The 15,173-nt window shown below is 60.5% G+C and carries 14 protein-coding genes; 11 read left to right on the forward strand and 3 right to left on the reverse strand.

What is annotated here, in order from left to right; all coding sequences use genetic code 11:
* The first annotated feature begins 32 nt into the window (after positions 1–32).
* Both J3B00_RS10615 and J3B00_RS26805 read left to right on the forward strand, forming a co-directional pair.
* Positions 33–1,358, forward strand: a complete 1,326-nt coding sequence (locus J3B00_RS10615) for an MFS transporter (protein ID WP_209867449.1) — start codon at positions 33–35, stop codon at positions 1,356–1,358.
* Positions 1,359–2,126: 768 nt separating this feature from the next.
* Positions 2,127–2,258, forward strand: a complete 132-nt coding sequence (locus tag J3B00_RS26805; RefSeq protein WP_281075263.1) for a hypothetical protein — start codon at positions 2,127–2,129, stop codon at positions 2,256–2,258.
* A gap of 443 nt (positions 2,259–2,701) precedes the next feature.
* Here the strand turns inward: J3B00_RS26805 and J3B00_RS10620 are convergent, their stop codons facing one another.
* Entirely contained in the window at positions 2,702–4,366 is a 1,665-nt protein-coding gene (locus tag J3B00_RS10620; protein WP_209867451.1) for an electron transfer flavoprotein-ubiquinone oxidoreductase, read from the reverse strand.
* 544 nt (positions 4,367–4,910) lie between these two features.
* Between J3B00_RS10620 and J3B00_RS10625 the strand changes: the two genes are divergently transcribed.
* From J3B00_RS10625 to J3B00_RS10665, 9 genes are all read left to right on the forward strand, one after another.
* Positions 4,911–5,660 (forward strand): electron transfer flavoprotein subunit beta/FixA family protein, encoded by a 750-nt coding sequence (locus J3B00_RS10625; protein ID WP_209867453.1) that lies wholly within the window; start codon positions 4,911–4,913, stop codon positions 5,658–5,660.
* The gene (locus J3B00_RS10630) at positions 5,661–6,590 is read left to right on the forward strand and encodes an FAD-binding protein (protein WP_209867455.1); all 930 of its coding nucleotides are present in this window, start codon (positions 5,661–5,663) and stop codon (positions 6,588–6,590) included. It begins immediately after the preceding gene.
* A gap of 77 nt (positions 6,591–6,667) precedes the next feature.
* Positions 6,668–7,489, forward strand: a complete 822-nt coding sequence (locus tag J3B00_RS10635; protein ID WP_209867457.1) for a transporter substrate-binding domain-containing protein — start codon at positions 6,668–6,670, stop codon at positions 7,487–7,489.
* Positions 7,490–7,499: 10 nt separating this feature from the next.
* The gene (locus J3B00_RS10640; RefSeq protein ID WP_209867459.1) at positions 7,500–7,853 is read left to right on the forward strand and encodes a DUF4398 domain-containing protein; all 354 of its coding nucleotides are present in this window, start codon (positions 7,500–7,502) and stop codon (positions 7,851–7,853) included.
* Positions 7,850–8,659 carry an OmpA family protein gene (locus J3B00_RS10645; protein ID WP_209867461.1) on the forward strand — a complete coding sequence of 270 codons (810 nt, stop codon included), beginning with the start codon at positions 7,850–7,852 and terminating at the stop codon, positions 8,657–8,659. Before J3B00_RS10640 ends, J3B00_RS10645 begins: the two co-directional genes overlap by 4 nt.
* A gap of 200 nt (positions 8,660–8,859) precedes the next feature.
* Complete coding sequence (locus J3B00_RS10650) at positions 8,860–10,302, forward strand: PLP-dependent aminotransferase family protein (RefSeq protein WP_209867463.1); 1,443 nt, start codon at positions 8,860–8,862, stop codon at positions 10,300–10,302.
* Positions 10,303–10,363: 61 nt separating this feature from the next.
* Positions 10,364–10,864 (forward strand): hypothetical protein, encoded by a 501-nt coding sequence (locus tag J3B00_RS10655; RefSeq protein ID WP_209867465.1) that lies wholly within the window; start codon positions 10,364–10,366, stop codon positions 10,862–10,864.
* A 119-nt stretch (positions 10,865–10,983) separates the two neighbouring features.
* Positions 10,984–11,238: a YkgJ family cysteine cluster protein gene (locus J3B00_RS10660; RefSeq protein ID WP_209867467.1), complete on the forward strand. Its 255-nt coding sequence runs from the start codon at positions 10,984–10,986 to the stop codon at positions 11,236–11,238.
* 33 nt (positions 11,239–11,271) lie between these two features.
* Positions 11,272–11,877 (forward strand): START domain-containing protein, encoded by a 606-nt coding sequence (locus J3B00_RS10665; protein ID WP_209874756.1) that lies wholly within the window; start codon positions 11,272–11,274, stop codon positions 11,875–11,877.
* A gap of 16 nt (positions 11,878–11,893) precedes the next feature.
* Here J3B00_RS10665 and asnB read toward each other — a convergent pair whose 3' ends face one another.
* Both asnB and J3B00_RS10675 read right to left on the reverse strand, forming a co-directional pair.
* Positions 11,894–13,885, reverse strand: coding sequence for an asparagine synthase (glutamine-hydrolyzing) (asnB, locus tag J3B00_RS10670; RefSeq protein ID WP_209867469.1), 1,992 nt, complete (start codon positions 13,883–13,885; stop codon positions 11,894–11,896).
* A 48-nt stretch (positions 13,886–13,933) separates the two neighbouring features.
* Positions 13,934–14,932 carry an aromatic ring-hydroxylating dioxygenase subunit alpha gene (locus J3B00_RS10675; RefSeq protein ID WP_209867472.1) on the reverse strand — a complete coding sequence of 333 codons (999 nt, stop codon included), beginning with the start codon at positions 14,930–14,932 and terminating at the stop codon, positions 13,934–13,936.
* Positions 14,933–15,173 lie beyond the last annotated feature (241 nt).

Consider the following 15,173-nt stretch of genomic DNA (forward strand, 5'->3'; position numbering starts at 1 on the left):
TCTTGCGCTTTGCCGATCTGCGGAAGCCTGCCATGACTGCCATCGATACCGCCAGCCCGCCCCGGTTCAGCCGCGGCGATCACCGGACCCTGGGCCTGGCGGCGCTGGGTGGCGCGTTGGAGATCTACGATTTCATCATCTTCGTGTTCTTCATGCCGACCCTCAGCCAGCTGTTCTTCCCGCCTGAAATGCCTGAGTGGCTGCGTCTGCTGCAAAGCTTCGGCATCTTTGTCACGGGCTACCTGGCGCGGCCGTTGGGCGGCATTTTGATGGCGCACTTTGCCGACCATCTGGGGCGCAAGCGGGTGTTCAGTCTGAGCATCCTGATGATGGCCTTGCCATGCCTGCTGATCGGCGTAATGCCGACCTACGCCGACATCGGTTATGCCGCGCCGCTGATCCTGCTGGCCTTGCGCATCCTGCAAGGCGCCGCGGTCGGGGGTGAAGTGCCGAGTGCCTGGACCTTCGTTGCCGAGCATGCACCGCACGGGCGGCGTGGCTATGCGCTGGGCTTCCTGCAGGCGGGGCTGACGTTTGGCTACCTGCTGGGGGCGCTGACCGCAACCTTGCTGGCGCAGGTATTCAGCCCGCAGGAGATCCTCGATTACGCTTGGCGTTATCCGTTTTTGCTGGGGGGTGTGTTTGGTGTGATCGGTGTGTGGTTGCGCCGTTGGTTGAGCGAGACGCCGGTGTTTCTTGCCTTGCGTGAGCGCCGTGAGCAGCCGGTCGACTTCCCGTTGCGACGGGTACTCAGCGAGCATCGTCGGGCGTTGGTGCCGGCTGCGCTGCTGACCTGCGTGCTGACCTCGGCGGTGGTGGTGCTGGTGGTGATCACCCCGACCGTGATGCAGCAGCGCTTCGGTATCGCTGCCGGGCACACCTTCGCCTTGAGCAGTGTGGGTATCGTCTTCCTGAATATCGGCTGCGTGCTGGCTGGGTTGCTAGTGGATCGCGTGGGGGCCTGGCGGGCGCTGAAGCTTTACAGCCTGCTGCTGCCGGTGGGGATTGGCGCGTTGTACGCCAGCCTGGTCGGGCAGTGGAGCCTGATCTGGCCGGCTTACGCGTTGGCGGGGCTGTGTTGTGGCGTGGTTGGTGTTGTGCCGTCGGTGATGGTCGGGTTGTTTCCGGCAGAGATCCGGGTATCGGGCATTTCCTTTACTTATAACGTTGCCTATGCCCTGTGGGCGAGCACCACGCCGCTTGCGTTGATTGCCTTGATGCCGTGGAGCCCATGGGTGTGTGTTGGGTTCTGTCTGATCATGGGTATGGTTGGCTTGCTTACGGCGCTGTACTTCAAAGGGCGCGAGACGTTGGCGTATGCGGCGCAGCCGTTGCCGATCATGTGTGGTGACAAATGAGCGTGCTAGCCGGTTTTTGCAGCGGCCTTCAGAGCGAGCGCTGTGCGTGTGGGGCTTGATCTGAGGGGCGGCCTCGTTATTACAAAGGTTCTCCGCGGATGGTCTGGCGCTATGGCTGGGGCTTGTAGGTTGGGGGGGCTTATTCAATTGATGTGGTGGCTTTTCGGGCCCCTTCGCCCTTACGGCGGGTCACTTTTTTTCTTGGAAAAAAGTAACCAAAAACCGCTTGCTCCTGCATCCGGCCCCTCCGCTGCGCTGCGGGGTTCCCTCGCTCCGGTCTTGCTCCGGGAGGACCGCGCTGTACGGCCCCTCCTGGGCCTCAGCGCTTTCCGGCCATCCATGGCCTCCACCTCCCTGCGCAAGACCTCCACTCGGCCTCCTGAAGTCGCTGGTAGATCAAGAGCAAGATCAACAGCCAGGGCAACGGCAGGCGAATCGCTGCGCTCTCGCTTTGTTTATCTACCAGCGGATTTGTGGGGTGGCGGGCAGGGCTGCGCCCTGCGATTTGCATTGGCAGTACCGGCCTCTTCGCGGGACAAGTCGGATCGCCGCACCGCCGCCCCTACAGGATGGGCGCAAATTTTGAATTCGGCGCAAATCCTGTAGGGGCGGCGGTGCGGCGATCCGACTTGTCCCGCGAAGAGGCCCGAATATCCACCCCAACTGCCACTATCAAAACAACGCCAGCCCAGACGCCACCCGTAACTTGGCGATTTCAGGAGGATTGGCGTTGAGCCCGGAAGCTATGCAGATCCTGTAGGAGCGGGCTTGTCCCGCGAAGAGGCCCGAATATCCACCACCCCTGCCACTATCGAAGACAACGCCAGCCCAGACGCCACCCGTAATTTCGCGATTTCAGGAGGATTGGCGTTGAGCCCGGAAGCTATGCAGATCCTGTAGGAGCGGGCTTGTCCCGCGAAGAGGCCCGAATATCCACCACACCTGCCACTATCGAAGACAACGCCAGCCCAGACGCCGCTCGTAACTTCGCGACTTCAGGAGGCCGAGTGGAGGTCTTGCGCAGGGAGGTGGAGGCCATGGATGGCCGGAAAGCGCTTAGGCCCAGGATGGGCCGTACAGCGCGGTCCTCCCGGAGCAAGACCGGAGCGAGGGAACCCGCAGCGCAGCGAAGGGCCGGATGCAGGAGCAGGCGGTTTTTGGTTACTTTTTTCCAAGAAAAAAAGTGACCCGCCGTAAGGGCGGAAGGGGCCCGAAAAGCCACCACATCAATTGGATAAGCCCACAATTCCCAAGCCAAGCCAAGCCCTCCGTGACGACCCATAAAAAAGCCCCATGACCTAGCGGCCAGCGGGCTTTTTCAGGCATCCAGCGGAGCAGGGCACTTACATGTTCGGGTAAGTCGGCCCACCCGCGCCTTCAGGGGCAACCCAGGTAATGTTCTGGGCCGGATCCTTGATATCGCACGTCTTGCAGTGCACGCAGTTCTGCGCGTTGATCTGGAAACGCTTGGCGCCATCGTCCTGAGTCACCACTTCATACACCCCAGCCGGGCAGTAACGCTGAGCCGGCTCATCGTACAGCGGCAGGTTGCTGGCGATCGGGATGTTCGGATCGGTCAGCTTCAGGTGGCAGGGCTGCTCTTCTTCGTGGTTGGTGCTGGAGAGGAATACCGAGCTCAACTTGTCGAAGCTCAGCTTGCCGTCCGGTTTCGGGTAGTCGATCTTGGTCGAGTCCGCCGCAAGCTTCAGGCAGGCGTAGTCCGGCTTGGTATCGTGCAAGGTGAACGGCAGCTTGCCAGCGAACCAGTTCTGGTCGACGTAGTTGAACGCCGCGCCAAGCAGCGGGCCGAACTTGTGCATGGCCGGGCCGAAATTACGGCTGGCGAACAGTTCATCATGCAACCAGCTGGCCTTGAACGCCTCGACGTAGCTGTTGAGCGCGTCGCCACCCTCGCTGCCCGCAATCAACGCATCGGCTACCGCATCGGCGGCCAGCATGCCGGACTTCATTGCAGTGTGGCTGCCCTTGATCTTGGCCACGTTCATCGTACCCAGGTCGCAGCCGATCAGCGCGCCGCCGGCGAAAACCATCTTCGGCAACGAGTTCAAGCCGCCCTTGGCCAGTGCGCGAGCGCCATAGGAGATGCGCTTGCCGCCTTCGAGGTACTGGCTGATCACCGGGTGGTGCTTCAGGCGCTGGAACTCGTCGAACGGCGACAGGAAGGCATTGCTGTAGGACAGGTCAACGATCAGGCCAACCACCACCTGGTTGTTTTCCAGGTGATAGAGGAACGAGCCACCGGTGTTCTCGCTGCTGACGACATTCAGCGGCCAGCCGGCGGTGTGCACCACCAGGCCTTGCTCATGCTTGGCCGGGTCGATTTCCCAGATTTCCTTGAGGCCGATGCCGTAATGCTGGACGTCGGATTCGCTGTCGAGGTCGAAGCGCTTGATCAGTTGCTTGCCGATGTGGCCACGGCAGCCTTCGGCGAACAGCGTGTACTTGGCGCGCAGTTCCATCCCCGGGGTGTACAGGCCGTCTTTCGGATTGCCTTCGCGATCGACACCCAGGTCACCGGTGACGATGCCGCGGACTACGCCGTTGTCGTCGAACAGCGCTTCCTGAGCGGCAAAGCCTGGGTAGATTTCAACGCCCAGGTTTTCTGCCTGCTGGGCCAGCCAGCGGCACAGGTTGCCCAGCGAAATGATGTAGTTGCCATGGTTGTGCATGGTCTTGGGCACGAACAGGTCGGGCACCTTGACCGAGCTGCCCTGGTCCTTGAGCACATAGATGTCGTCGCGCTTGACCTCGGTATTCAGCGGTGCGCCGAGCTCTTTCCAGTCAGGGAACAGTTCGTTCAGCGCACGCGGCTCGAACACCGCGCCGGAGAGGATGTGGGCGCCCACTTCGGAGCCTTTCTCGACCACGCAGACGCTGATCTCGCTACCGGCTTCGGCGGCCTTCTGCTTCAGGCGGCAGGCGGCGGACAGGCCTGCCGGCCCGGCGCCGACAATGACCACGTCGAATTCCATGTATTCGCGTTCCACTGGTTCTCTCCTACTCAAGGCTCATCGCTGTTGCTTGTCTTGTGGGTGACGGGTAGCCACTCGTAGCTATCTATGCTGTAGCTTTGCGAATAACCGACTACACCGTTTTGTCTTGGCGCGCATTATATCTACACCACTCGGCGGGTCCAATACAAACGTTTGTTTGAATTTGCCGGAGCCCAGTAAAATCACAGGGACGCGGCTTGAGGCTGGCCGATTTGCCGTATTGACCGGGCTGGGTGTTACGGTCAAGATACGAGCGGTTTTACGCTCGCCGTAGGCTGAACGTCGGGCGCAGGAGCACCCCTAAAGACCAGGCGCAGAGCAGGGTTTTCAGGCTGAAACCCGTTTTGTAGTGGAGTTTACACGCCACCACAGAAAATGACTCGCGGGTTTTGCCAGCAAGGGTCGATACAAGACTGATTGGTCATTGTGAAGATCGCATGCCCTGGAACGTTTTTAGAGGTGCCCTTGTACCCACGCGCAATCGCCGGGCTTTTGCCCCCAGGCGACATTCTTTTCACCGGAGAGTAACGAGGAATCCATGAAGGTTCTTGTAGCTGTCAAACGAGTGGTCGACTACAACGTCAAGGTTCGCGTCAAGGCGGACAACTCCGGCGTCGACCTTGCAAACGTCAAGATGTCCATGAACCCCTTCTGCGAAATCGCCGTGGAAGAAGCCGTACGCCTCAAAGAGAAGGGCGTAGTCACCGAGATCGTCGCCGTTTCCGTTGGCCCGACCGCTGCCCAGGAACAGCTGCGCACTGCGCTGGCCCTCGGTGCCGACCGTGCGATCCTGGTCGAGACCAGCGATGAGCTGAACTCGCTGGCCGTGGCCAAGGCGCTCAAGGCCGTGGTCGACAAGGAGCAGCCACAACTGGTGATCCTCGGCAAGCAGGCCATCGACAGTGACAACAACCAGACCGGCCAGATGCTCGCCGCGCTGACCGGCTTCGCCCAGGGCACCTTCGCTTCCAAGGTTGAAGTGGCTGGCGACACGCTCAACGTCACCCGCGAAATCGATGGTGGCCTGCAGACCGTTGCGCTCAACCTGCCGGCGATTGTCACCACCGACCTACGTCTGAACGAGCCGCGCTATGCGTCGCTGCCGAACATCATGAAGGCCAAGAAGAAGCCGCTGGAGACTGTTACTCCGGATGCGCTGGGCGTTTCCACCGCCTCCACCACCAAGACCCTGAAAGTCGAAGCGCCGGCTGCCCGCAGCGCGGGTATCAAGGTCAAGTCGGTGGCCGAACTGGTCGAGAAGCTGAAGAACGAAGCGAAGGTAATCTAAATGACTATCCTGGTTGTCGCTGAATACGAGAACGGTGCCGTTGCCCCGTCCACCCTGAACACTGTCGCCGCTGCCGCCAAGATCGGTGGTGATGTACACCTGCTGGTCGCTGGCCAGAACGTTGGCGGCGTCGCCGAGTCCGCTGCCAAGATCGCCGGCGTTGCCAAGGTGCTGGTTGCTGATAACGCGGCCTACGCGCACCTGCTGCCTGAGAACGCTGCGCCGCTGATCGTCGAGCTGGCTCAGGGCTACAGCCACGTGCTGGCTCCGGCCACTACCAATGGCAAGAACATCCTGCCGCGCGTTGCCGCGCTGCTCGATGTCGACCAGATCTCCGAGATCATCGCGGTCGAGTCGGCCGACACTTTCAAGCGCCCAATCTACGCCGGTAACGCCATCGCCACCGTGCAATCGAGCGCTGCGGTCAAGGTCATCACCGTGCGTACCACCGGTTTCGACCCGGTTGCTGCTGAAGGCGGTTCGGCCTCGGTTGAAGCCGTTGGCGCGGCCCACGACGCAGGTAAATCGAAGTTCGTCGGCGAAGAGCTGGCCAAGTCCGATCGTCCTGAGCTGACCGCTGCCAAGATCGTTGTTTCCGGCGGCCGCGGCATGGGCAACGGTGACAACTTCAAGCACCTGTACGCCCTGGCCGACAAGCTCGGCGCCGCTGTCGGTGCCTCGCGCGCCGCAGTCGACGCAGGCTTCGTGCCCAATGACATGCAGGTCGGCCAGACCGGCAAGATCGTCGCCCCGCAGCTGTACATCGCGGTCGGCATCTCCGGTGCGATCCAGCACCTGGCCGGCATGAAAGACTCCAAAGTGATCGTTGCGATCAACAAGGATGAAGAGGCGCCGATCTTCCAGGTGGCTGATTACGGCCTGGTCGCGGACCTGTTCGAAGCGGTTCCAGAGCTGGAAAAGCTGGTCTGATCCGCCTGCTTCACTTATAAAGAAGCCCGGCCCTCATCGCGAGGGCCGGGTTTTTTTATGGCTGCAAGGAGTAGCGCATGAAGTATCGCGGAACAGCCACGGCCCTGAGCTGCCTGGCGGCGCTGCTGTCGCCTTGGGCACTGGCGGCGGGCAAGTGCGAGCGCCTGGTGGCGACCGGCAGCCCGGATGCCCCGCCGTATTCCTGGCAGGACCCTGCAGATCCACGGCACCTGATCGGCGCCAATGTCGACCTGCTGCGCCAGGTGGCGAGCGAACTGGGGGTGAAGGTCGAAGTACTGAGTGCCGGCAAGCGCGACCAGGCCTTGGAAGAGGTGCGCAGTGGGCGTATGGACCTGTTGCTCGACACACCCATGCAGGTCGGGCAGTTGACGGCCTTCGACTACATTCACCCGGCGTTACAGCTGAACGAGTACCTGGTCTGGACTCGGCATGACGGCAATGTGGTGTTCGATGGCCCGGCTGACCTTGCGCAATACCAGGGCAGCCTCTCGGAAAAAGCCCGGCTGACGCCCGCCTTCGAGGCCTTCGCCAAGGCTCAGCTCAAGCTGGTGCCCGCGCAGAATCTGACCCAGGCATTTCAGAAACTGGTACTCGGCCAGGTCGACTACGTCCTGGCTGGGCGCTTCTCGGGGATGGCCATGGTGCAGGGCTTGGGCATGGCCGATGACCTGATTGCCCGTGGCCTGCCGGTCGACAGGCCCGGATTGTACCTGGCGGTGTCGCACAATTCGGCCTGCAACGACGCCTGGTTGCGCGGACAACTGACGAAAAAACTGACAGAATTGCCGATCTCCGGTGCGTCCGAGGCTGTTCTGCAGCGCAACGTCGAGCGCTGGAAGGCGCAAATGCAGCCGCCTGCGGACGCCCCCAAACAGTAGGAAGATTGTGTTGAGAATCCAACCCTTGATCCTGGCCCTGGCCGTAATCGGCCTGGCTGGCTGTGCCAATGACCCGGCGCCCAATGAACAGTTGCGCTTGTCTGAACAAGCGCTGGAGCAGGCCAAGGCCGTCGGTGCCACCGACCAGGTCGAAGCGCTGAAACTGGCTGAAGACAAGCTGACCCGGGCGAAAAGCAACCTGCTGACTGCAGACTACCGCGACGCGCGGATGCGCGCAGAGCAGGCCGAGCTTGATGCGCGTCTGGCCGAGGCGCAGGTGCTGACCCACAAGAGCGAGGAGCAGCTCACGCTGCTGGAGTCACGCGTCAAGCGCTTGCGTAAACAGTTGGAGGTACAGCCATGAGGCGCGCTACACCTATCGCCGCCCTGGCATTGCTGGCGCTGGCCGGTTTGCAAGGCTGTGCCAGTCAGCGCAGTGAAAGCGCACTGGCGGATGCCAACACGGCCTTCCAGAAGGTCAAGGATGACTCCGACGTGCTGCGCAGTGCGCCGCGTGATGTGATCCGCGCGGGTGAGTCGCTGGCCCGGGCCGATCGGCTCTCCAGCTACATCGGCACCGGTGCCGATGTGCGCCATTATGCCTACCTCAGTCAGCGCTACAGCGAGATTGCCGGCGAGCATGCCAAGCTTGCGTTGAATCAGGAGCGGATCGCCAAGCTCGACCTCGAGCGTCAGCGTCTGCAGCTGGCCCTGCGCGAGGCCAAGCTGGCCAGCGTGCAGCAGCAGGGCAAGTGGCTCGAAGCGCAGATCAATGCCCTGGCCTCCGAGCAGAGCGATCGTGGCCTGGTGATGACGTTGGGCGACGTGTTGTTCGATACCGGCCGTGCCGACCTGAAGAGCTCGGCCAGCCGCACGGTGCTCAAGCTGGTGCAGTTTCTTCAGTTGAATCCGCGGCGCGTGGTGCGTATCGAGGGTTACACCGACAGCACCGGGGCCCCGGAAGACAACCTCAAGCTGTCGCGTGATCGGGCCCAGGCCGTGGCTGACATGCTGGTCGATCTCGGCGTCGACGAGAAGCGTATTGAGGTCGAGGGTTATGGTGACCAGTACCCGATAGAGGCCAATGCCTCGGAGCGGGGCAGGGCGCAGAACCGTCGCGTTGAAATCGTGTTCTCGGACGATAAAGGCAAGCTCGCCGCGCCACGGTGATTGGTTGAAAAAGCGCGGGGCGTTTTGCGCCCCTCTCGCGCCACACGCGCGTCCCCGCAGGAAGCGCGCGGCGCTGGTCATGCAACTGTAATGTCGACTATTCTGCAATCTGTCCCAGTACACTTTGCAACTGTTCCGGTATTCTGCCTTTCAGTGAGTCGCACAAAAACAACGACCCGTCCGCGCTTCGAGAAACCGTCATGACCAACCTGCTGCTGTATCAGCGCATCGCCCAGCAACTGGCCGATGACATCCGTCGTGGTGTCTACCAGCCCGGCGAGCGCGTGCCTTCTGTACGCAAGATGAGCGCCCAGCTCAATGTCAGCCATGCCACGGTATTGCAGGCGTATGCCAATCTCGAAGACCAGGGCCTGATTCGAGCCCGTCCGCAGTCAGGCTACTACGTCCACCAGACGCCGGCCTTGACTGCGCAGACGCCGGATATCGCCCGGGTCGAGCGGCCTGGATTGGTCACCCGGGCCACCATCATCCAGCAGGTGCTTACCGAGGCACGCCGCGATGGCGTCTTCCCTTTCGGTGCGGCCGTGCCGCATGTCGATTACCTGCCGGTCAGGGCGCTGCACCAGCAGTTGGCCAAAGTCACCCGGTTTCACAGTCCGCGGGCATTCAGCTACATGTTCAGCCCCGGTTTCGAGCCGCTGCGTCGGCAGATTGCCATTCGTATGCGCGATGCCGGGGTGCTGGTCGATCCGCGGGAGATCATCGTCACCCATGGCTGTGTCGATGCGCTGCAGATGTCGCTGCGGGTGCTGACCCGGCCGGGTGACCTGATCGCCGCCGAGTCGCCGACCTACTACGGCTTGCTGCAATTGGCCGACCTGCTCGGCCTCAAGGTGATCGAGATTCCCAGTGATCCCTCTACCGGGATCAGCCTCGAGGCGCTGCAGCTGGCTGCCAATCAGTGGTCGATCAAGGCCTTGGTGCTGACCTCCAGGCTAAGCAATCCACTGGGTGGCACCATTCCTGAGGAGCGCCAGAAGCAACTGTTGCGCCTGGCGTCGGACTTCGACATCCAGATCGTCGAGGACGATATCTATGGCGAGCTGATGTTCGAGCAGGGGCGGACCAAGGCGCTCAAGGCTTATGATCGGCTGGACCGGGTGATCTACTGCTCGAGTTTCTCCAAGACGTTGTCACCCGGTGTGCGGGTCGGCTGGATGATCGCCGGGCGCTACCAGGCCGAGATCCAGCGGCTGCAGACCTTTACCACGCACTCTGCTTGCAGCGTGACCCAGATGGGCGTAGCGGCCTACCTGGAAAACGGCGGCTATGATCGCCATCTGCGCTTCATTCGCCAGGAGTACCGCAAGAACCTCAGCGCGTATCAGCTGGCTGTGCAGCAGCATTTCCCCGAGGGTACCCAGATGACCCGGCCAACCGGTGGTTTCATCTTGTGGGTGAGCCTGCCCGGGCGGGTCAATACCCAGGATTTGCACGTCCGCGCGCTGGAGCAGGGCATCAGTATCGCGCCGGGGCTGATCTTCAGTAATACCGAGCAGTTCAACCACTGCATACGCTTGAACTGCGGGATCCCGTGGAACAAGGAGGCCGAGCGTGCGGTGATCACCCTCGGCTTGCTGGCGCAGCAGTTGTGCAAGGAGTCTACCGGTTCACTGTTCTAGTCTTGCCTAATGCTGGCATAACAGACAGCATATGCCTCTTTCTGCCGTGTTCTTGAAGTCCATGAAAGCACTGCGCACTGTTGCCTTGATGCTCTGTCTTGCGCCGCTGGCTCTGTCCAGCGGCATGCTGCAGGCTGCCCAGCCTGCGCCAAAGGCCGAGCCGGCCAAGAGTGTGTCGGCCAAGCCGGCAGGCAAACCAACGCCTGCGCCGGCAAAAAAGCCTGACAGCAAAGCCGCCGTACACAGCAAGCCCAAGCCCAAACCCAAGCCGAAGGCCAAGCCCAAAGCGGTCAGCAAGGCAGTGGCCCAGCCACTGCCCAAGCCCAAGCTGGACCTGAGCTTGCCGGCTGACATGGTCGATGATCTCGAGCCCGACGTGGATGCCTTGTCGCCACGACGCAAGCCCTTGCTGCCGGCGATGTTCCCGCAGAATCCGTTGCCTGATGACAGCCCGTTCCAGCTCAATGGCCGTTTGATCAGCAACGAGATGCAGCTGCAATTGCGCAACGACAGTCGCCGTGACGTCGAGGGTGCGGCCATCGATTTCGAGTTTCGTCAGTAGCAGCCAGACTGACTGTCGAGTCACGGCGGATTTCAATTCGCCAGCAATTTCAAACGTATGTTTGAGCGGTTACTATCCAGGGACGTTCGTCCCGTTTCGCTCCAGGGAGTCCTGTTTTGATGAAATGCCGAGAGGGTTGCGGTGCCTGCTGCATTGCCCCTTCCATCAGTTCGCCGATGCCGCGTATGCCCAAGGGCAAGCCCGCCGGTGAGCGTTGTCTGCACCTGACCCGCGACAACCTGTGCGAGCTGTTCGGCAAGCCCGAGCGCCCGCCGGTGTGTGGTGGCTTCAAGGCTGACGTGGAGGTGTGTGGTGCAGACAGTGATGAGGCGATCAGGCTTCTCGGTTGGCTGGAGCAGATGACGGCGGCGTGACACCTAGGATCTTCGACAACAAGGATAAAGATGATGAGATCGTTCAAGCGTATTGCACTGCTGTGTAGCCTGGGTGCCGTGCTGGCGCCGGCGGCCTGGGCCGAAGAGTGGAAGTTGGCCAAGGATGAGGGCGGGATCAAGGTCTCCCTCAGTGAGGTGGCTGGCTCCGAATACAAGGCCTACCGTGGCGTTGCCGTGATCAAGGCGCCGTTGGCCAAGGTCAGGGCGTTGCAGGAGGATGTGGCGGGCGCCTGCGCCTGGGTGTACGAGTGCAAGTCGCAAAAATTGCTCAAGCATGAAGGTGACCAGAGCTGGACCTACACCCAGTTCAATACGCCGTGGCCGGTGACGCCGCGTGACTCGGTCCTGCACATCACCACAGTCGAGGGGTCGGACGGCAGCCTCACGCGCACGCTTGAAGAGCAGCCGAAGTACCTGCCTGAAGAGAAGGGCTTTGTGCGTGTAGCGCAGGTGCAGGGCTTCTGGAAGCTGGTGCCAAAGGGCGATAGCACTGAGGTGACTTACCAGGTGCACACCGAGCCTGGTGGTAGCGTGCCTTCCTGGTTGGCAAACAAATTCGTCGTCGATGCCCCTTTCAACACATTGAGGCAACTCAAGGCGCTCGCCGAGAGGCCTTGAGAGTGCCAGGCCTGCCCTATCCCGGTTGAGTCGCAGTCGCAGGGGGGCAGTGGACGGTTGCCCTGCGTTCCGCTTGCTGGGAAGGGCGGCCGTGCTTTTGCAGGTTACTGGAGAACTGTTGAATGTACTGTTTCTCGAGAATCTGCACAGACAACATGAATAACAGTAGGTTGTTGAACTTCTCGCGGACCTTGGCAGGTACCAATGATGACCCTACCGCCAGCAGCATCAGGCGCACCATGACAGGTGAGAATACCCCTGCCGCCACCAGCGCAGGTTTGCTCAGGTAAGTGTCCATCAGCCTCTTCATGGCCGGCCCCGAGCGCTTGCTGACCCAAAGCGGTGGAGTGATGTAGGGCCATTTGCGGCGGCTGTAGATTTCTTCGGGAATGATGTCCTTCACCGCTTCGCGCAACAGGTACTTTTCCACGTTGCCGCGCAGCTTCCATTCATTAGGCAGTTTCGCCAGCCAGTGGAACAACCGATGGTCGAGGAAGGGCGTGCGGCCCTCGATCGAATGGGCCATCTCTTGCCGATCTCCCAGGTTGGCAAGAATGAATGGGCTGAGCAGTCCCCGGATACTGAAGGTTTGCAGTTTGTTCAATCGCGGCAGTCGATCAAGTTCGCGGCGGTCCAGGCGCTGGCGCAGTCGCTGCAAAGGTGACGTTGCTTGCAGCTGCTGGCGATGACGCGCACTGAATAGGCTATTAAGCATGCGTTGCGCCGCAGGAGTGAACAGCTCAGCCATCTCCGGTTGAGGAACGAAGCCGAATGTATTCTCAAGCTCCCGTGCACTGGCCTGGCTGGCTTTGCTCGTGACCGTCTGACGGCGACCGTATGCATGGCTGGAAAGCCCTTGCGCGTCGTCCTTGAAGTAGCCATACCCTAATAGGCCCTCATCCGCGCCCTCGCCCGTGAGGACGCACTTCACATGCTGGCTGGCCAACTTTGAGAGGAGGAACTTGCCCACGCCGTTGTAGTTGACGGCAGGGGTCTCGGAGTACCAGAGACTGTCCTCGAGATTTTCCAGCAGGTCGTCACGTCGGCAGGAAATCTTGTGAAATCTTGCGCCGAGATGGCGCGCGGTGCGTTCGGCGATCAGCGCCTCGTCAAAATCAGCGTTATCGCTAAAGGATACACAGAATGCATCGATCGGGTGATCGCTCAGTTTCGCGGCAACTGCGGCTACGGCCGTTGAGTCCAGGCCGCCGCTCAAATAGACGCCAACCGGTACGTCGGCCTGAAGCCGCAAACCGACGGCTTCTTCCAGATGCATACGCAAGGTCTGCTGCAGGCTCTCTTTGGTGCAGGTCTCTGGTAGCGGCTCGGGTAGCAGGTCCAGGGGCCAGTAGGCATGCAACGATTGAGTGTTGCTGTCGAGCTCAAGCAGCATGAAGTGGCCAGGCGGTACCACGCTGACATGCTCGAAAAGACTGTCCATCGGTACGAAGCTGAGCATGTCGCGCAGACGGACCGGGTCCAGCGCAGGGGTTGCCAGGCCGCTGGCGAATAGCGCCTTGGCCTCGCTGGCGAAAAGAACCTGGTCTGTTTGCCCTGGCAACTTGTGCATGAACAAGGGTTTGATGCCGAATCTGTCTCGGCAGGCAATCACTCGGCGCAGGCGCCGATCCAGCAGGACAAAGGCAAACTCGCCTCGTAGGTGGCGGGTGAACTCCAATCCGTCGCGTTCGTACAGGTAAAGGATCAGTTCGGAATCGGAGCCTGTGCTGAAGTCGTAACCGTCCGCGACCAGCTCTTCGCGGATACGTTTGTGGTCATAGATTTCGCCATTGCAGATCAGTACCTTATGACCGTCCTGACTCACCAATGGCTGTGCACCGGTGGCAACATCGATGATTGATAGACGCGTATGCCCCAGCACCACGTGGTTATCCCGGTCGATATAACTAGCCTTTCCGTCGGGACCTCGATGAGTGAGCGCCAGCAGCGCTGCGTCAAGGTCGATGCTATCGGCTGCGTGACCGATTGAAGCAAAAATTCCGCACATCCCTGTGCTCCTTGTTTGATGGCCCTGGCGAGGGCGGTGGGGAAGCGGTCAGGATTCGCCCAGATAGATCCGTTCGAGCATGCGTCGATGGATCACCAGCGGTTTGTCGTATTTGCCCAAGCGAGCGCCGTTCAAGGCGTAGGGCAGATGAGCGAGCTGACTGGAGAATGCTCCATCGGCTTCGAACTCTTTCTTGATGAAACGCAGGATGAACGAGCGAAAGTGCTTCTGGAAAAACGCCGATTTTCGGTCGCTAGCCCTGGCATGGACGAAGCTGTACAGCGTTGTCCGGTTCGCCGCATTCGGTACGAAGAATATGGTGGTCTTGATGTGCCCACCGATGTTGACCTGGCGACTCTTGCAGGTAACCCAGGACTCATAGGTGCTGCGCACGGGATTGAACAGCGTATGGAACCGGTTGTGAGAGATATCACCGGGCTTGACCCCGGTCAGGAACATCAGCGGGAATTTTCGGATGGGGCCTCGGTAGTAGTTGAGGGTGCTCTGTTCGTCGTGCTCGAATTCGTACTCGACTTCCTTGGCGCCTTCGCGGTCCCAGCCGAACGTCTGATGTACGTAAGGAAAGTGCTCATCTTCCGAGAAGTTGTCCAGCGCTACGTGCAAGGGGCACTCGAAGACCACTGGAAACTGTCCGAGGAAGGTGTACTCAGGGTCGGCAAATTCTTCAAGTGGAGCGGCGTCAGGGCCGCCAACCCAGATAACGCCGTTGCGAGTCATGCTTTTGAGCACGTCGATCTTGCACTTGCGTGATTCTGGCATCGTCGGGATGAGACCTTGCCCTTGGGCATCGAAACTCCATCCGTGGTAGGGGCATTCGAGGTTGCCTTGCTCGTTCACGCGCCCCATCGAGAGGGGGGTAAATCGATGTGGGCAACGGTCAGGCATGGCGACGATCCTGCCTTCCTGGCCCCGAAACAGAACAATCTTGAAGCCCCCGACTTCCACGGCCATAGGGTTATCGCGCAAGTCCTGCTCGGCGCACACCGGATGATAGAAACGCGAAATTCTGTTCCAGCCAAACTCCATGGCGCGTACACCCTTTAAAGTTTCAATGTAAGTACAAATATTTCAGGGGGGTGCCTCTTTCAATACCTGCAATGGCTCGCTTTATGTTTGGCGAGGGGCGAGCCTAGTAGAAATTGTCAAACGCTGCAACACGCCGCTGGTATGTTTCTACTTAAATTTTGTGTGGGTATGCGAGCCATTAAATTTTTATGGCGGGCTTGACAAGTGTGAGGTGCGACGGATCAAATGAATAGATCTAATC

Origin of the sequence: Pseudomonas sp. BP8, from assembly GCF_017875955.1 — a bacterium.
In the GTDB taxonomy this organism is placed as follows: Bacteria; Pseudomonadota; Gammaproteobacteria; order Pseudomonadales; family Pseudomonadaceae; genus Aquipseudomonas.